This is a genomic window from Flavobacterium sp. (assembly GCF_965277525.1).
In the GTDB taxonomy this organism is placed as follows: domain Bacteria; phylum Bacteroidota; class Bacteroidia; order Flavobacteriales; family Flavobacteriaceae; genus Flavobacterium.
Genome location: NZ_CBDIDC010000002.1, coordinates 575083 through 592358 on the forward strand (window position 1 = coordinate 575083; position 17276 = coordinate 592358).

Here is a 17276-nt window from a genome sequence, read left to right on the forward strand (position 1 = left end):
CCCGGTATTAATCATCTAATTAATTAAACTTAATAAGTATCGTTATGAAACTATATATAAAATCATTAGAAACGTATTTCATTTTAATATGTTCTTTTATCACATTTTGTGCCAGTGCACAACAAGATCCGGAGTACACACAATATATGTATAATGCAATGTCGGTAAATCCAGCTTATGCTGGGTCTACCGGAACATTGGAAGCAACACTTTTGCACCGTTCCCAATGGGTTGGAATTGATGGAGCACCGGAGACACAATCGTTCTCTATTCATTCACCACTTCGAAACGAGAATATTGGTTTAGGATTAAGTGTTGTAAATGACAAGATTGGTCCGTCAAACGAATTATATCTTGATGGTAACTTTGCTTATTCTATTCCTTTGGGATATGACAAAAGACTGGCATTCGGTCTAAAAGCAGGTATGAGAATGCTAAATATAGATTGGTCTAAAGGGAGATATTACAATAATAATGATGTTTTGTTAAATCAAAATATTAATAATCAGATGAAGTTGGCTGTTGGAGCCGGAATCTACTATTACACTGATAAGTGGTATGTAGGTTTTTCAATTCCAAGTTTTATTCAAAATGATTATTATGACGACGTTCAGGAATCGATAGATTATGATCGTTTGCACTATTATTTAATGGGAGGTTATGTTTTTGATTTGAATCCGAATCTAAAGTTTAAGCCCGCATTTTTAGTAAAAGCTGTAAATGGAGCGCCACTTACTGCTGATATTTCTGCGAATTTCATGATTGTAGAGAAATTTGTAATTGGCGGATCCTATCGAACAGATGATTCTATAAGTGTGCTGGCGGGATTTCAGATCTCTAAAAGTTTTTATCTCGGATATGCTTTTGATTACACTGTAGGCGGATTGAACAAATACAACGACGGAACGCATGAATTTATCTTGCGTTATCAATTTACTAAAAACCAAAGTAAAATCAAATCTCCTAGATTCTTCTAAAATGTAAAAACCTATGAAAAAATTATATATCCTAAGTTTAGTGTTGAGTTTTACATTTGGTTTTGCTCAGACTAATTTAAAAAAGGCAGATGCTTTGTTTAAGAATTATTCTTATGCAGATGCTTCTAAAGCCTATGAAGAATGTTTACAAAATATCGAGAATCCATCGACTCAAACGATAAAGAATGCAGCAGATTCATATTATTTTATTTCGGATGCAAGAAATGCCCTTCGATGGTATAAAAAGTTATATGAAGTACAAGGCAATAATTTAACGGACATCTATTATCTGCGTTACATTCAATCTATGAAAGCAGTTAGGGATTACGATGATGCTGATCGAATTACGAAAGAATATCTAAATAAAAAAGGAGACCAGAAAGAGATCAGTCGATACGTTGCTCAAAAGAAGCAAATGGATAGTCTGGCTAAAACGAAGCCTCTTTATGAAATAAAAAATTTAGAGATAAATACCAGTAAATCTGATTTTGGAGCCACTTTTTATCAGGACCGAATTGTATTTACATCAGCAAGAGATACAACAAGGTTTGCAGAGAAATTGTATAACTGGAACAACCAGCCTTTTCTAAATTTATATGTTGCAGACAGAAATCCTGCAGACGGAAGTTTATTTAACGAAAGTCTCTTTATGCCTAATGTAATGACCAAGTATCACGAAGCAACAGCAAGTTTTGATGCCAGCGGAAAAACAATTTACTATTCGTCAAATATCATCAAGAAAAAGAAATTAGTGATAGATCAAAACAAGGTCAATAATTTTCAAATCCTTAAAGGTACATTAGTGGACGGAAAAGTAGAAAACCCACAAAAAGTTTTCTTTGATAATGATGATTATTCTGTTGGACACCCTAGTTTAAGTGATGACGGGCAATGGCTTTTCTTTGCATCTGATATGCCTGGAGGATATGGTGAAACGGATTTGTATGTAGTAAAAATTGCTGAAGACGGCACCATGAGTTCTCCTCAAAATCTGGGGCCAAAAATCAACACTATTGGTAATGATCTTTTTCCGTTTTTTCGTAACGGGGTACTTTATTTTTCTTCAGACGGACATTACGGATACGGAGATTTAGATGTATATGAAAGTAAATTTTTAGAGGATGGAACTTTTTCGACACCACGAAATTTGGGAGCTCCTATAAACAGTAATAAAGATGATTTTACTTTTGTAATTGACAAAACCGGTACGTACGGTTATGTATCTTCAAACAGAGCAGGAGGTAAAGGCGATGATGATATTTATTCTTTTACAAAAGGAGAACCCGTATGCAATCAGAATATTTCGGGTAAAGCAACAGATAGAAAATCAAAATTACCACTTACGGATGTTACGATTATCGCTTATAACTCGTTTAATGAAGTTTTGGCAGAAACAAAAACAAATTACGATGGTAACTATGCAGTAACAGTCCCTTGTAACAAAACAATTCGTTTAGTAGCGAGTAAAATGAACTACAGTAATGACGAAAAAACAGTTGAAACTACAAAAGAAAATGAAGGTGACATCACCAACGTTAATTTTGAACTAAGTAATTATGATGATTTGGTAGTTAAAAAAGAAGGAGTCGAAAAAGTAGCTGTTAACCCCATTTATTTTGACTATAATAAATACGATATAACACCCAAGGCCGTTGACGAATTGGCCAAAGTAGTTTTTCTGATGAGAAAATTTCCTAATATCCGTATCAAAATTGAATCGCATACAGATTCCCGGGGAAAAGATTCCTATAACTTAAAACTTTCTGATAACAGGGCAAAAGCAACTCGGGATTATATTGTTTCTCAAGGTATAGAGGCTTCAAGAATAGAAAGTGCAATAGGGTATGGTAAAACCCGATTAATAAATAAATGTAAAACAGGAGTAAAATGTACCGAAGAAGAACATTTATTAAACAGACGCTCAGATTTTATCATTATTCAAAAATAGTTTTATGTTTTATATTCTTATAATTAATATGTAAGATTAAAAATATAAAGTGAAGGAACCATTTGGAAGTTGGTTTTGTTTAATTCTTTTTAAGAATAATGGGCAAGAAGAAAATCAAGTTGCATCGTTTTGCAACTTGATTTTTGATTTTATAAAACTTTCGTTTTTTACTGTTTTTGAACAAAAATAATCCTAATTTTGATATTCAGTTATTATAAAACACAACCTTCAGTATTTTAATATTTTATGAGTATTCAAGAAACAATTCAGGCTTTACGAGACGAACTTAATCAGCACAATTACAATTATTATGTGTTAGATAATGCCACAATTTCTGATTATGATTTTGATATTAAACTAAAAGAACTTCAGGATTTAGAGAATAAGCATCCTGAATTTTTTGATGAAAATTCTCCAACACAGCGAGTGGGAGGTACAGTGACGAAAAATTTTAAAACAATCCCGCATCAATCCCGCATGTATTCTTTGGATAATTCTTATTCTAAAGAAGATTTACTGGATTGGGAAAATAGAATTCAGAAAGTTCTGGGAAATGTTGATTTACAATATACTTGCGAATTGAAGTATGATGGAGCGTCGATAAGTATTACGTATGAAAACGGAAAATTGGTACAAGCTTTAACCCGGGGAGATGGTTTTCAGGGAGATGAGGTGACCAATAACATCAAAACAATAAAATCGATTCCGTTAAAATTAAAAGGAAATTATCCTCAACGATTTGATATTCGCGGCGAAATTATTTTGCCATTTGCAGGTTTCGAAAAAATGAACCAGGAATTAATCGAAATAGGGGAAACACCTTATTCAAATCCGAGAAACACAGCCTCAGGAAGTTTAAAATTGCAAGATAGTGCTGAGGTTGCAAAGCGCCCTTTAGAATGTTTATTGTACTTTGTAACCGGAAATAATTTACCTTTTTCATCTCAGTTTGAAGGATTAGAATCTGCCCGAAAATGGGGATTTAAAGTCCCAGGCGAAGCAAAATTAGTAAATAATATGCAGGAAGTTTTTGATTTCATCGATTATTGGGATGTACACAGGCATACTTTACCTTATGAAACGGATGGAGTTGTTGTAAAAGTCAATAGCATCCATTATCAGGAAGAATTAGGATATACTGCAAAATCGCCACGTTGGGCAATTGCATATAAATTTAAATCGGAGCAAGTTTCGACTCAATTAAATTCAATTACCTATCAGGTTGGGCGTACCGGAGCCATAACGCCCGTAGCTAATTTAGCACCCGTACAATTGGCAGGAACCATTGTAAAAAGAGCTTCTTTGCACAATGCAGATCAAATAGAAAAATTAGATATCAGAATAAATGATACTGTTTTTGTTGAAAAAGGAGGAGAAATCATTCCTAAAATTATCGCTGTAGATCTATCAAAACGTCCTGAAGATTCAGAACCAACAAAATACATCACACATTGTCCCGAATGCCAAACCGAATTGGTTCGAAATGAAGGAGAAGCGAACCATTATTGTCCTAATTTTTACGGATGTCCTCCGCAAATTATAGGTAGAATCCAGCATTATATTTCAAGAAAAGCAATGGATATTGAAGGTCTGGGTGGCGAAACAGTGGCGCTGCTTTTTAAGAATGGCCTGGTTCATAATTACGCTGATTTATACGAATTAAAAGTAGAGGATATTTTGCACTTAGAAAGAATGGCAAAAAAATCTGCAGAAAATCTGGTAAATGGTGTCGAAAAATCAAAGGAAATTCCGTTTGAAAGTGTGCTTTTTGCGCTCGGGATTCGTTTTGTAGGAGAAACTGTCGCTAAAAAATTAGCCAAACATTATAAAAATATCGATGCATTAAGCAAAGCTTCTTTAATGGATTTAATTCTTGTAGATGAAATTGGAGAAAGAATTGCCAGAAGTGTGATTGAGTTTTTCGAAAATGAAGAAAACCAAAAAATAATTGAACGCCTAAAAAGCTACGGTGTTCAGTTTGAAATAGTAGAAAAAGTCAACCCGAATGCTACTGAAAAATTTATCGGAAAAACATTTGTTGTTTCTGGAGTTTTTACTCAATTTTCAAGAGATGAATTAAAGAAAACAATAGAAGATAACGGAGGAAAAGTAGGAAGTTCAATCTCTGCTAAAACTGATTTTGTGGTAGCCGGAGATAATATGGGACCTGCAAAATTAGAAAAGGCCGGTAAACTAAATATCCCTATCTTGTCAGAGGAAGATTTTATAACCAAATTAAATGAAAGCGAATAAACCGTCGTTGATTTTATTCTTTTTAGCCCTGCTATGTACAATCATTTTTGATTGTACGGAGCAGGATTTTTTTGCACTCTATGCCAAAGCAATTGTACTTCCTGCAATTTTTATTTACTATTTAATAAGTAGTGAGTTTAAAATTAGAAAAACAGAAGTATTAATTTTCCTATTCTGCTTTATAGGTCAGGTTTTTGATTTAATGGATATCGAAATTTCTGAAATAGGTGCAGTAATATGCTTTTTGCTAGTCTACCTCTTGCTATTGAAGATTTTTCTATTAGAACATGAAAAAATAAAACTAACCAAAAAGGATGTTTTGCCGGTAACTATAGTAATTATATTTATCGTTTATTTACTGGTTTCCGTGCTAGGCATGCAGTTTGACAGCATGAAAAAGTTCAGTCTTCTTTATGCTTTTTATGGAATTATACTGGGGGTTTTAAGTTATTTTTCGTTTGTAAGTTATATTACAAAAGGCACACATATTGCATTATTAATGTCTTTAATGGCCATCAGTTATATTTTTTCGGATATATTCTATATATTCAACGAATACTTTTCGCGTTCTATCGTCCTCGTTTTGATTCGTGATGTAACTCAAATTTTGGCTTATTTCTTTATGGTAGAATACTTTTTAGAAAAAGCCAAAATTCATAAAAAAAAATTACACTATAATTGATTTTCCCTGATGAGTGTGTGCTTTGTTCTTATCAAAATAAAAATCAATACGGCCTAAATTTATTCCGTAGCAACCTACCTGGTTCACCAATACATCTTGTCCTGCTTTATTTTTTACAATAGTTGGTTTATCTAAAAAGGTATGGGTGTGCCCACCAATAATCAAATCAATATCCTGCGTTTGTGCTGCAAATTTTAAATCAGAAATTTTAGATTCGTCGTCTTTGTATTTATAACCTAAATGCGAAAGGCAAATAACTAAGTCGCATTTTTCTTCCTTTTTTAACAATTGCGTCATATCCTGAGCAACTTCAACCGGATCATTATAAACAGTCTCCTTATACATTTGTTTGTCTACCAAGCCGGCAAGTTCAATTCCTACACCAAAAACCCCCACTTTAATTCCGTTTTTATTAAAGATTTTATACGGTTTTACAAGACCGTTCATGACTGTATTCTTAAAGTCATAATTAGAATTGATAAATTCAAAAGTAGCATGTGGCATTTGAGCATATAATCCGTCAAGACCATTATCAAAATCGTGATTTCCAATAGTCGATGCATCGTATTTCATCATGCTCATTAATTTGAATTCAAGTTCTCCTCCATAATAATTAAAGTAAGGAGTTCCCTGAAAAATATCTCCTGCATCTAATAAAAGAACATTTGGATTTTCCTGACGAATGGTTTCTATAAGAGCTGCTCTTCTGGAAACACCACCTTTGTTTGGGTTACGGGGATCATCAGCCGGAAAAGGATCGATATGGCTGTGAACATCATTAGTATGTAGAATCGTTAAGTGCTTAATATCGTTAGTTTCAAAACTGCTTAATGACAGACCTAAACTTAATAAGGCAGTACTTGCAGCTGTTTTTTCGATAAATTCTCTTCTTTTCATTTTGTATATTTTTTGCGGAAACGATATTTTTTTTGCTATTTTTTTTGCCAATTTCACGAATTCACACATTTAAAATTTGTGTAAATTCGTGAAATTCGTGGCGAACTTTTTATTCTTCTGTAATTCTGATATCTTTTGCTACCGGAATAGTATCAACTGATTTAAAATAATCAATCAATACGTTTCGAAGCTTATAATTCAAATCAAATTTTTGGACACCTTTAGCGAAAAAAGTCATGCTATCACCGCCATTCGCCAGATAGTCATTCGTAGCTACATAATAGATCTTGTTAACGTCAAGAGGTTTTCCCTGAATTAAAATATTCTTAGCGGTATTATCTTTTGCGATTGTAAAAGTCATTCCGGATAAAGGCTGTGGTTTTTTCTCCTTAATAATATAAGCAGCAATTTCAAGGATTTGATCTCCTTTTAATGCCACAACAACCAAATTGTTTTCAAAAGGCATAATTTCAAAAGCAGTTCTTGTAGTTACATTTCCTTTTGGTAAAATAGCACGAATTCCGCCATGGTTTAAGAGACATAAGTCAATGCTTTTTTTCTCACGTGCTTTAAAAACAAGATTTCCTCGTTCGACACAAGCATCAGCTAATAAATTACCAATACTGGTTTGCCATTTTCCGGTACTTTTGTCAAGAGTTTCCGGGCAATAGGCCAAAACACTGTCTAAATCCTTATTGATATGATCGCGATAAGGTTTAATAAAATTTTCCATTGCCGGAGTTTGTCCGTCCTTTTCAGTGATTGGAAGTTGTTTTCCTTCTATCTTCGTCAAATTGTAATTTTTCTGACTGCAAGAAGTTATAAAAAAAAGTGTTAAGAATATAACAAAAAGTTTTAAAAATCCGTTATACTTTTTTAGTTTTACCATCTTAAATGCGACTTAAATAATTAATTTTGTAATCTGGCAAAAGTACTATGTTTTTAAATTATATAAAGGAATTTTTTGTAAAAAAATCATTAAAAAATAACTTTAGTAATGTTAAAAACGAAGTCTTTACCAGTAATATACAAACAATTGGTTTACTGATTGATGAGAGCGATTTTAGGCATTCAAACGAACTGGTAAATGAACTGGTTTTGCAGGGGATTGCTCCTCAAAACATAAAAGTTGTGGTGTATAGAAGTAAATTTAAAGAGAAAGAAACGTATTCAATGCCTACTTTTGGTAATAAACATATCAATTGGAATGGCGAGATCACAGAAACTTTTTTGAATGAATTTATCGGGACAGAATTTGATCTTTTGATTAGTTATTATAACCTCGAAATAGCCATTTTGATGATGATAACCCATAAATCAAGAGCTAAATTTAAAGTGGGATTTGCATCCGTAGATAAAAAATTGAATCGCTGGATGATTAATACCACTATAGAGAATCATAAACTTTTCGTTCATGAATTGTTTAAATATTTAAAGAGTATAAAATAAAATATAAATTAGAATATGCAATCATTAATAGGAACTGGTGTTGCGCTTGTGACGCCATTTAAAAAAGACTTTTCAATAGATATCGACGCTTTGCAGCGTATCGTTAATTTTTCGATAGACGGAGGAGTTGAATATCTTGTGGTTATGGGAACAACAGCTGAAAATGCTACTCTTACACAAGCCGAAAAAGAATTGGTTATTACTACTGTAGTCGACATAAATAAAGGAAGATTGCCTTTGGTTCTTGGAGTTGGAGGTAATAATACAATGCAAATTGTGGAAGAATTAAAAACAAGAGATTTTTCTGCTTTTGAAGCAATTCTTTCTGTTTCTCCTTATTATAATAAGCCAACACAAGAAGGGATTTATCAGCATTTTAAAGCTATTGCAGAAGCGTGTCCAATTCCTGTAATTCTATATAATGTTCCGGGAAGAACATCTAGTAACATGTTGCCTTCTACAGTAATTCGCCTGGCAAATGATTTTAGTAATGTCATAGCGATAAAAGAAGCGGCCGGGGATATTGTGCAAGCGATGCAACTGATCAAAAATGCACCAAAAGATTTTCTTGTAATTTCAGGCGATGATATGATTGCTTTACCAATTGTTTTAGCAGGTGGGGCAGGTGTAATTTCGGTTATTGGACAAGGTTTTCCGAAAGAATTTTCAGAAATGATTCGTTTAGGATTAAATAAAAAGGTAAATGAAGCGTTTAAAACCCAATACATTTTATCGGATTGTATTGACATGATTTTTGAGCAGGGAAATCCTGCGGGAATCAAACAAGTCTTTCAAGCCCTTGGTATTGCTGAGAACACAGTGCGTTTGCCTTTGGTAACCGTTGATGATTCTTTGGCAAACAGATTGAATGAATTTGTAAAAAACAGCATAAAATAAGAGTAAGATTGCCGGTATTTTAATATACCAAAAAATATTTTGTAGTAGCTAAATTAATAACTAAATTTGCCACCGGAACTTCGGTGTGATTTTGCTTTGGCATAATTGTCTAAGAAATCATAATAAAAGTAAGAAAATGAAAAAAATAGTATCTCTATTAATTGTTGTTGTCCTTTTTTGTTCTTGTAGTGAATACCAAAAAGCATTAAAAAACGAAGATGTTGCGGCAAAATTTGAAGTGGCGACAAAAATGTATGATGCTGGAAAATATTCAAAAGCCATTCGTCTTTTTGAACAATTAGCCCCTTCTTACAGAGGAAAACCTCAGGCGGAGAAACTTTTTTATATGTTTTCACAATCTTATTATAAGTCAAAACAGTATTATTTAGCAGGTTATCAGTTCGAAAGTTTTGTTTCAGGATACCCTCGTAGTGAAAAAGTACAGGAAGCGGCATTTTTAGGAGCCTACAGTTATTCAAAATTAGCTCCTGTTTACAGCTTAGATCAGACAGATACAGTAAAAGCTTTAGAGAAATTACAGGCTTTTATCGATAATTATCCAAACTCAGAATACATTGCTCAGGCTAACGAAGCCGTGAAGGTTTTAAGTGGTAAGCTGGAGAAAAAAGCATACGAAAATGCGAAAGGGTATAACACAATTTCGGATTATAAGTCAGCATTGATTGCATTTGATAATTTTATTGCTGATTTTCCCGGAACACCTTTTAAAGAAGATGCACTGTTTTACAAATACGATTCAGCATATAAATTAGCAATAAACAGTATTCCTTCAAAAATGGAAGATCGTTTAAATGTTGCAAAAGTGGCTTACAACAACTTGATTAAGTTTAATAGCGCTACGAAATATAAAAAAGAAGCAGACGAAATGAATGCTAGGGTTGAAACTGATTTACAAAAATTTACTAAAATAAAATAAAGTCATGGATTTAAAAAAGACGAATGCTCCTGTAAATACAATAACTTATAATAAAACAGTTATTGAAGAGCCAACAGGAAATGTGTATGAAGCGATTACCATTATGGCTAAAAGAGCAAATCAAATTAATTCTGAAATTAAAAAAGAATTAACTGAGAAATTAGAAGAGTTTGCTACTTATAATGACAGTCTTGAAGAAGTTTTTGAAAATAAAGAACAAATTGAAGTTTCTAAATTTTATGAAAAATTACCTAAACCACACGCATTAGCGGTTCAGGAATGGTTAGACGGTAAAACTTACCACAGAAGCTCAAACAAATAATATAGTATAATGTCAGTTTTAAACGGGAAGAAAATTTTGCTGGGAGTTTCTGGTGGAATTGCAGCGTATAAAACAGCCTCATTAGTACGACTTTTTATAAAAGCAGGTGCACATGTCCAAGTGATAATGACACCTGCTTCTAAGGATTTTGTAACTCCACTTACGTTATCTACACTATCAAAAAATCCTGTTCATTCTAATTTCTTTAATCAGGATGATGAGGATGCTGTCTGGAACAACCATGTTGAATTGGCGCTTTGGGCTGATTTAATGTTAATTGCTCCTGCAACAGCCAATACGTTGTCTAAGATGGTAACGGGTAATTGTGATAATCTTTTAATTGCAACTTATTTATCAGCAAAATGTCCGGTTTATTTTGCTCCGGCAATGGATTTGGATATGTACAAACATCCCTCAACAGTATCTGGTTTTGCAGCCTTAAAACAGTTTGGCAATGTAATGATTCCTGCTGAAAATGGAGAATTGGCAAGTGGATTGTCTGGAGAAGGAAGAATGGCTGAGCCTGAAAATATAGTGGCTTTTCTTGAAGCTGATTTAGAAAGTAAATTACCGCTAAAAGGAAAAAAAATATTAATTACTGCCGGCCCCACATACGAAGCAATAGATCCTGTGCGTTTTATAGGAAATCATTCTTCCGGTAAAATGGGTTTTGATATTGCGAATGAAGCTGCTAATCTGGGCGCACAAGTTATTTTGGTTTCCGGTCCAACACATTATAAAGTAAAAAATACACTGGTTAAAGTAATTGATGTAATTTCGGCTCAGGATATGTATGAAGCCTGTCATTTATATTTTGATGATGTAGATGTTGCTATAGCAGCAGCAGCTGTAGCAGATTACAGGCCAAAAGTCGTAGCTTTACAGAAGATTAAAAAAGCATCAGAGGAGTTTTCGATTGAACTCGAAAAGACAAAAGATATTTTAGCATCCTTAGGAGCAATCAAAAAAAATCAGTTTTTAATTGGATTCGCTTTGGAGACCGAAAATGAAATTGAAAATGCGAAGTTGAAAATTCAGAAAAAAAACTTAGATTTGATTGTTTTAAATTCCTTACAAGATGAAGGGGCAGGTTTTAAAAAAGAAACCAATAAAGTAACTTTTATTGATCAGGATTTTAGAATTGAACCAATGGAATTGAAGTCAAAAGAATCTGTTGCAGTTGATATTTTAGATAAAGTGATTTCGCATTTCTCGAAATTATTATGATTTGAAATAAGTGTCAGGGACAATAGTTAAACTATCGTGTGCTAAACCAAATATTATCTTTCATATGAATAAAGTAGTTACTCTTTTAGTGTTTTTAATTTTTGGCTTTACACAAGCACAACAGTTGAATTGTACCGTAACTATTAATACTGAGAGATTGCCCAATCCCAATCAACAAGTTTTTAAAACACTTCAAACCTCATTATCTGAATTTGTAAATAAAACGGATTGGACGGGATCGATTATGAAACAAAATGAGCGAATCAATTGTTCTATGTATATTACATTGTCATCAAATAGCTCAGATCAGTTTACAGGAACAATTCAGGTGCAATCCTCCAGATTGATCTTTAATTCAACTTATTCGTCACCGGTGTTAAATTATAATGATAAAGATTTTAATTTTAGATATACGGAGTACGAGCCTTTGTTGTTTAATCCCACTACTTTTGAATCAAATTTGGTATCTGTAGTTTCTTTTTACAGTTATTTAATTTTAGGAATGGACGCGGATACTTTTCAGATGGGAGCCGGGGACCAATATCTTGAAACAGCTCAGAATATTGCAAATGTCGCACAGCAGGGAGGATTTAAAGGATGGAATCAATCTGATGGAGTTCAAAATCGTTACTATTTGATAAATGATATGGTTTCGCCTATGTTTAGTGACTTGCGTCAGGTCATGTATGCATATCATACCGGATTGGATGGCATGAGCTTAGACTTAAAAGCATCAAAAGAAAAAGTCAAGTCTGCATTGATGATTATTGGCAGATTTAATTCTGTTAAGCCAAATGCTTTTTTGACCAGAGTGTTTTTTGATGCAAAATCAGATGAAATCGTTTCTATCTTTTCAGGTGGCCCAAGTATTCCTGTTGGAGACTTAACGGATATGCTGAACAAAGTATCGCCTTTAAATTCTACTAAATGGTCTCAGATTAAATTTTAATTGACTTTTTCAATTACTTTCTTTACTAATTTTATACTTACACAATTCCCTTATGATAACGTCCTTGTCGATTAAAAACTATGCACTGATTGAAAAACTTACTATAGATTTTTCAAGAGGTTTTTCTATAATTACAGGTGAAACAGGCGCGGGTAAATCTATTATATTAGGAGCAATAGGATTGGTTTTAGGAAAAAGAGCCGACTTAACGTCCTTAAAAAACAAAGAAGAAAAATGTGTTATTGAAGCCCATTTTGAAATTTCTAAATACAATTTAAAAGAATTTTTTGAAACAAACGATCTTGACTATGAAGAGGATACAATCATTAGACGAGAGATTTTGCCTTCAGGAAAATCCCGTGCTTTTATTAATGATAGTCCCGTAAATCTTCAGGAATTGCAAGATTTAAGTTTGTTTTTAATTGATATTCATTCACAACAGCAAACTCAGGAGCTTTCAGACGAAAGTGTTCAGTTCAAAATAATTGATGCTATCGCAAACAATTTTGATACTATTCAGTTGTATCAAAAAGTGCTAAAAGCATATAAGGCAGATAAATCGAAGCTGAATGCTTTATTAAAAAAGCAAAGTGATTCAGGAAAAGAGCAGGAGTATAATACTTTTTTATTAAATGAACTGGTTACTGCTAAACTAAAATCAGGTGAGCAGGAAGAATTAGAAGCTGATTTTGAAAAATTAAACAATGTTGAAATTATAAAAGAGGCAATTGATAAATCTCTTGTAATTGCTAATGAAGAACAATTTGGAGTTTTTCATAATTTAAATGAAATTAAAACTTCTTTGCAGAAAATTGCACTTTTCGCTCCTGAATATCAAAATATATTTGAACGAATTACAAGTTTAGCTATTGAATTTGATGATGTTTCGAAGGAATTGCAAAATTCTTCAGAAAAATTATTGAATGATCCTGCACAATTAGAATTAGTAAGTCAAAAATTGCAATTGATTTATAATTTGCAAAAAAAGCATCAGGTAACTTCTGTAGATGAATTAATTGAAATTCAGGCTGTTTTAGGAAATGCATTACTTGAACTGGATAATATAGAAGAAGAAATAGCTGTTTTGTCAAAATCGATAGATCAGAAAGTGGTTGAGCTAGATGCCTTTTCTGTAACGATTCATCAAAACAGGCAGAATGCTATTCCTGTTTTGTCTCAAAAATTGATTTCAATTTTAGAAACTTTAGGAATGCCAAATGTTCGTTTCAATATGGAACTATTGCCATCGGAAACTTACTTTCAAAATGGAAAAGACGAACTTCAATTTTTATTTTCTGCCAATAAAGGAACTGATTTTGGCTTGCTTAAAAAAGTAGCGTCAGGAGGGGAGATGTCTCGTATTATGTTGGCTGTAAAAGCAATTTTAGCGCAATATTCAAAATTACCAACTTTAATTTTTGATGAAATTGATACTGGGGTTTCTGGAGAAATTGCGATCAGAATGGGAGAAATTATGAAAGAAATGAGTGCTACTATGCAGATTTTTGCTATTACGCATTTACCTCAAATTGCAGCAAAAGGAGACTCTCATTTTAAAGTTTTCAAATCTACGATAGGCGACGATACACAATCAGAACTTAAGCTATTGTCTCAGGACGAAAGAGTTATAGAAATTGCTCAAATGTTATCAGGAGCAGTTGTTTCTGATTCGGCTTTAAATCATGCTAAAGCCTTGTTGAACTAAAGAAATAATTTATATTTGTCAACTCAAAGCTAATTAAACAAACGTAAATAAGTTAGTTGTTTATCTTAAATGATAAGATTAACCAAATCAACGAATAAATAGAAAAATATGATTATAGAACCTAGAATGAGAGGATTTATTTGCTTGACTGCACACCCAAAAGGCAGCGAGCAAAATGTTAAAAATCAAATAGAATATATCAAATCAAAAGGTCCAATTGCTGGTGCTAAAAAAGTATTGGTTATTGGTGCTTCAACAGGTTTTGGATTAGCTTCAAGAATTACAAGTGCTTTTGGATCTGATGCTGCTACTATTGGAGTGTTTTTTGAAAAACCACCTGTTGAAGGTAAAACAGCTTCACCAGGTTGGTATAATTCTGCTGCATTTGAAACAGAAGCTCATAAAGCAGGTTTATATGCAAAAAGTATCAACGGAGATGCTTTTTCAAATGAAATAAAAAGACAAACTTTAGATTTAATCAAAGCTGATTTAGGCCAGGTTGATCTTATAATTTATAGTTTAGCTTCACCAGTTCGTCAACATCCGGTAACAGGAGTTTTGCACCGTTCAGTGTTAAAACCAATCGGGCAAACATTTACCAATAAAACAGTTGATTTTCATACAGGAAATGTTACTGAGGTTTCTATTGCTCCCGCAAATGAAGAAGATATCGCTAATACTGTAGCAGTAATGGGTGGTGAAGACTGGACCATGTGGATTGATGCTTTAAAAGCCGAAAATTTACTAGCTGAAGGTGCTACAACGGTTGCTTATTCTTATATCGGACCATCATTGACAGAAGCAGTGTACCGTAAAGGTACAATCGGTCGTGCAAAAGATGATTTAGAAGCTACAGCATTCTCGATCACAGACAGTTTGAAATCAATAGGAGGAAAAGCATATGTTTCTGTAAATAAAGCATTAGTAACACAAGCAAGTTCTGCAATTCCGGTAATTCCTTTATATATTTCACTTTTATATAAAATCATGAAAGAAGAAGGAATTCATGAAGGTTGTATTGAGCAAATCCAGCGCTTGTTTCAGGACAGATTATACAATGGATCTGATGTTCCTGTAGATGAAAAAGGCAGAATCAGAATTGATGATTGGGAAATGCGTGAAGATGTTCAGGCTAAAGTGGCTAAACTCTGGTTAGAGGCTACAACCGAAACATTGCCTGCAATTGGAGATTTGGCAGGATATAGAAACGATTTCTTAAATCTTTTTGGATTTGAATTTGCCGGAGTAGATTACACTGCTGATACAAATGAAGTTGTTGAAATTGAAAGCATCAAGTAAATAAAGAAATAAGTCTTATAAAATGAAAAACCATTCGCTGTAGCGAATGGTTTTTTTATTAATATAACATATCTTTGTTAAAATTTTGAAATTTAAAAATTGCCACTTTAATACCGCATATCCCGTTATGATTTTTTCTTTAATTATACCCGTGTATAATCGTCCGGACGAAGTTGATGAACTTTTAGAAAGTCTGTCTAAATCTGATTATAATGAAGCCTTTGAAATTGTTCTTGTTGAAGACGGATCATCGATACCCTGCAAAGATGTGGTCATGACCTATCAGGGAAAATTGAATATTTCGTATTATTTTAAAGAGAATTCAGGTCCTGGAGATTCAAGGAATTTTGGAATGCAAAAAGCACGAGGCGATTATTTTATCATTTTTGATTCGGACTGTATCATTCCGCCTGACTATTTAACAGAAGTTCGAAAAGCATTAAATCAAGATTATGTAGATTGTTTTGGAGGACCGGATAAAGCGTTAGATAGTTTTTCAGATATTCAAAAAGCAATTAATTTTGCAATGACTTCTTTTCTGACTACCGGAGGAATTCGTGGGGGATCTGAGAAGATTAATAAATTTCAACCCAGAAGTTTCAATATGGGGATTTCAAAAAAGGCATTTGAAGCATCAAAAGGCTTTGGGAATATTCATCCTGGTGAAGATCCGGACCTTTCAATCCGTTTATGGAATTTAGGATTCGAAACCAGATTGTTTCCATCCGCATACGTCTATCATAAACGTAGAATTGATTGGGAAAAATTTTCGGTTCAGGTCAATAAATTTGGAATCGCAAGACCTATTTTAAATAGTTGGTATCCAGAACATAATAAATTGACTTTCTTCTTTCCTTCGGTTTTTATACTGGGTTTGTTATTAGCTTTTTTACTATTAATTTTTAACATTGATATATTATTACAATTATATTTTGTATATTTCGTTATAATTTTTCTTACAGCCAGTGTACAGAATAAAAGCATTAAAATTGGATACTTATCTGCAATTGCAGTCTGGAAACAATTTTATGGTTATGGAACAGGATTTTTGAAATCTTTTGTAAAAATTATTATTTTAAAGAAAAAACCACAAGAGGCTTTTCCTCGTATGTTTTTTAAAGTATAGTATGACTAAAGTTATCGGTTTAACAGGTGGAATAGGGAGTGGTAAAACCACTATTGCAAACTATTTTGCAGCAATGGGCGTTCCTGTATACATTGCCGACGATGAAGCCAAAAAAGTAATGCAGTCTCAAAATATTATACAAGCAATAAAAACAACTTTTGGAGATTCTCTTTTTGAAAATGAAATTTTAAACAGAGCAAAATTAGCTGAAATTGTATTTAATAATGCGGATAAATTAGCAGCCTTAAATGCCATTGTACACCCAGCAGTAAAAAAAGATTTTGAATTGTGGCTGTTGGAAAATAAAAACCATAATTACGTAGTTTATGAAGCCGCAATTTTATTTGAAAGTGGTCGTTATAAAGATTGCGATGTTATTGTAACAGTTACCGCTCCTGAGGAAATAAGAATTGAAAGAGTCGTTAAGCGCGATAATACCACACGAGAACAAGTTTTGAGCAGAATGAAAATGCAGTGGAATGATGAAAAACGGATTTCTTTGAGCAATTTTGTAATAAATAACAGTAATCTTAAAATTGCTAAAGAAGAAGTTGTTAAAATTCTTAAAATTTTAAATATAAAACAAAATCAGTCTTAAATGTTAATAT

Annotated in this window: 16 protein-coding genes; 14 read left to right on the forward strand and 2 right to left on the reverse strand. The window is 32.9% G+C overall.

The features are described from left to right. The first annotated feature begins 44 nt into the window (after positions 1 to 44). The 4 genes from ACQY44_RS04565 to ACQY44_RS04580 all read left to right on the forward strand — a co-directional run bounded on the left by ACQY44_RS04565 (position 45) and on the right by ACQY44_RS04580 (position 5860). Positions 45 to 977 (forward strand): PorP/SprF family type IX secretion system membrane protein, encoded by a 933-nt coding sequence (locus tag ACQY44_RS04565; protein WP_428229218.1) that lies wholly within the window; start codon positions 45 to 47, stop codon positions 975 to 977. A gap of 13 nt (positions 978 to 990) precedes the next feature. Beyond that, positions 991 to 2925: an OmpA family protein gene (locus ACQY44_RS04570; RefSeq protein ID WP_428229219.1), complete on the forward strand. Its 1935-nt coding sequence runs from the start codon at positions 991 to 993 to the stop codon at positions 2923 to 2925. 246 nt (positions 2926 to 3171) lie between these two features. Continuing rightward, a complete protein-coding gene (gene ligA / locus ACQY44_RS04575; RefSeq protein WP_428229220.1) occupies positions 3172 to 5178 on the forward strand; it encodes an NAD-dependent DNA ligase LigA in 2007 nt (668 codons plus the stop codon). After that, positions 5165 to 5860, forward strand: coding sequence for a hypothetical protein (locus ACQY44_RS04580; RefSeq protein WP_428229221.1), 696 nt, complete (start codon positions 5165 to 5167; stop codon positions 5858 to 5860). Before ligA ends, ACQY44_RS04580 begins: the two co-directional genes overlap by 14 nt. On the opposite strand, the gene ACQY44_RS04585 is transcribed toward ACQY44_RS04580, so the two are convergent. After that, the gene (locus tag ACQY44_RS04585; RefSeq protein WP_428229222.1) at positions 5846 to 6757 is read right to left on the reverse strand and encodes a bifunctional metallophosphatase/5'-nucleotidase; all 912 of its coding nucleotides are present in this window, start codon (positions 6755 to 6757) and stop codon (positions 5846 to 5848) included. The two genes, ACQY44_RS04580 and ACQY44_RS04585, sit on opposite strands and share 15 nt — an antisense overlap. 109 nt (positions 6758 to 6866) lie before the next feature. After that, complete coding sequence (locus ACQY44_RS04590) at positions 6867 to 7646, reverse strand: 5'-nucleotidase C-terminal domain-containing protein (protein WP_428229223.1); 780 nt, start codon at positions 7644 to 7646, stop codon at positions 6867 to 6869. A gap of 47 nt (positions 7647 to 7693) precedes the next feature. Here ACQY44_RS04590 and ACQY44_RS04595 point away from each other — a divergent pair, with 47 nt between their 5' ends. The 10 genes from ACQY44_RS04595 to coaE all read left to right on the forward strand — a co-directional run bounded on the left by ACQY44_RS04595 (position 7694) and on the right by coaE (position 17266). Beyond that, the gene (locus ACQY44_RS04595; RefSeq protein ID WP_428229224.1) at positions 7694 to 8206 is read left to right on the forward strand and encodes a DUF6913 domain-containing protein; all 513 of its coding nucleotides are present in this window, start codon (positions 7694 to 7696) and stop codon (positions 8204 to 8206) included. Positions 8207 to 8221: 15 nt separating this feature from the next. Next, positions 8222 to 9103, forward strand: a complete 882-nt coding sequence (gene dapA, locus ACQY44_RS04600) for a 4-hydroxy-tetrahydrodipicolinate synthase (RefSeq protein ID WP_428229225.1) — start codon at positions 8222 to 8224, stop codon at positions 9101 to 9103. Positions 9104 to 9239: 136 nt separating this feature from the next. Beyond that, on the forward strand, positions 9240 to 10040 hold the full coding sequence (locus ACQY44_RS04605; protein ID WP_428229226.1) for an outer membrane protein assembly factor BamD: 801 nt from the start codon (positions 9240 to 9242) through the stop codon (positions 10038 to 10040). Between the two features lie 4 nt (positions 10041 to 10044). Continuing rightward, the gene (locus ACQY44_RS04610) at positions 10045 to 10362 is read left to right on the forward strand and encodes a DNA-directed RNA polymerase subunit omega (protein WP_008463064.1); all 318 of its coding nucleotides are present in this window, start codon (positions 10045 to 10047) and stop codon (positions 10360 to 10362) included. Between the two features lie 9 nt (positions 10363 to 10371). Continuing rightward, positions 10372 to 11589 carry a bifunctional phosphopantothenoylcysteine decarboxylase/phosphopantothenate--cysteine ligase CoaBC gene (gene coaBC / locus ACQY44_RS04615; protein ID WP_428229227.1) on the forward strand — a complete coding sequence of 406 codons (1218 nt, stop codon included), beginning with the start codon at positions 10372 to 10374 and terminating at the stop codon, positions 11587 to 11589. A 64-nt stretch (positions 11590 to 11653) separates the two neighbouring features. Beyond that, a complete protein-coding gene (locus ACQY44_RS04620; protein WP_428229228.1) occupies positions 11654 to 12538 on the forward strand; it encodes a DUF4835 family protein in 885 nt (294 codons plus the stop codon). Positions 12539 to 12590: 52 nt separating this feature from the next. Continuing rightward, positions 12591 to 14243, forward strand: a complete 1653-nt coding sequence (gene recN / locus ACQY44_RS04625; RefSeq protein WP_428229229.1) for a DNA repair protein RecN — start codon at positions 12591 to 12593, stop codon at positions 14241 to 14243. A gap of 108 nt (positions 14244 to 14351) precedes the next feature. Further along, a complete protein-coding gene (gene fabV, locus ACQY44_RS04630) occupies positions 14352 to 15542 on the forward strand; it encodes an enoyl-ACP reductase FabV (protein WP_428229230.1) in 1191 nt (396 codons plus the stop codon). A gap of 127 nt (positions 15543 to 15669) precedes the next feature. Continuing rightward, the gene (locus ACQY44_RS04635; RefSeq protein WP_428229231.1) at positions 15670 to 16668 is read left to right on the forward strand and encodes a glycosyltransferase; all 999 of its coding nucleotides are present in this window, start codon (positions 15670 to 15672) and stop codon (positions 16666 to 16668) included. Between the two features lies 1 nt (position 16669). Then, on the forward strand, positions 16670 to 17266 hold the full coding sequence (coaE, locus tag ACQY44_RS04640; protein ID WP_428229232.1) for a dephospho-CoA kinase: 597 nt from the start codon (positions 16670 to 16672) through the stop codon (positions 17264 to 17266). Positions 17267 to 17276: the final 10 nt, after the last annotated feature.

Bases quoted from the DNA above. Each gene is read 5' to 3' on its own strand.
- ACQY44_RS04635 (WP_428229231.1), top strand. From the start codon at position 15,670: ATGATTTTTTCTTTAATTATACCCGTGTATAATCGTCCGGACGAAGTT.
- ACQY44_RS04595 (WP_428229224.1), top strand. From the start codon at position 7,694: ATGTTTTTAAATTATATAAAGGAATTTTTTGTAAAAAAATCATTAAAA.
- ACQY44_RS04590 (WP_428229223.1), bottom strand. From the start codon at position 7,646: ATGGTAAAACTAAAAAAGTATAACGGATTTTTAAAACTTTTTGTTATA.
- ACQY44_RS04585 (WP_428229222.1), bottom strand. From the start codon at position 6,757: ATGAAAAGAAGAGAATTTATCGAAAAAACAGCTGCAAGTACTGCCTTA.
- ACQY44_RS04565 (WP_428229218.1), top strand. From the start codon at position 45: ATGAAACTATATATAAAATCATTAGAAACGTATTTCATTTTAATATGT.
- fabV (WP_428229230.1), top strand. From the start codon at position 14,352: ATGATTATAGAACCTAGAATGAGAGGATTTATTTGCTTGACTGCACAC.
- ACQY44_RS04580 (WP_428229221.1), top strand. From the start codon at position 5,165: ATGAAAGCGAATAAACCGTCGTTGATTTTATTCTTTTTAGCCCTGCTA.
- ACQY44_RS04570 (WP_428229219.1), top strand. From the start codon at position 991: ATGAAAAAATTATATATCCTAAGTTTAGTGTTGAGTTTTACATTTGGT.
- coaE (WP_428229232.1), top strand. From the start codon at position 16,670: ATGACTAAAGTTATCGGTTTAACAGGTGGAATAGGGAGTGGTAAAACC.
- ACQY44_RS04605 (WP_428229226.1), top strand. From the start codon at position 9,240: ATGAAAAAAATAGTATCTCTATTAATTGTTGTTGTCCTTTTTTGTTCT.
- ACQY44_RS04610 (WP_008463064.1), top strand. From the start codon at position 10,045: ATGGATTTAAAAAAGACGAATGCTCCTGTAAATACAATAACTTATAAT.
- recN (WP_428229229.1), top strand. From the start codon at position 12,591: ATGATAACGTCCTTGTCGATTAAAAACTATGCACTGATTGAAAAACTT.
- dapA (WP_428229225.1), top strand. From the start codon at position 8,222: ATGCAATCATTAATAGGAACTGGTGTTGCGCTTGTGACGCCATTTAAA.
- ACQY44_RS04620 (WP_428229228.1), top strand. From the start codon at position 11,654: ATGAATAAAGTAGTTACTCTTTTAGTGTTTTTAATTTTTGGCTTTACA.
- coaBC (WP_428229227.1), top strand. From the start codon at position 10,372: ATGTCAGTTTTAAACGGGAAGAAAATTTTGCTGGGAGTTTCTGGTGGA.
- ligA (WP_428229220.1), top strand. From the start codon at position 3,172: ATGAGTATTCAAGAAACAATTCAGGCTTTACGAGACGAACTTAATCAG.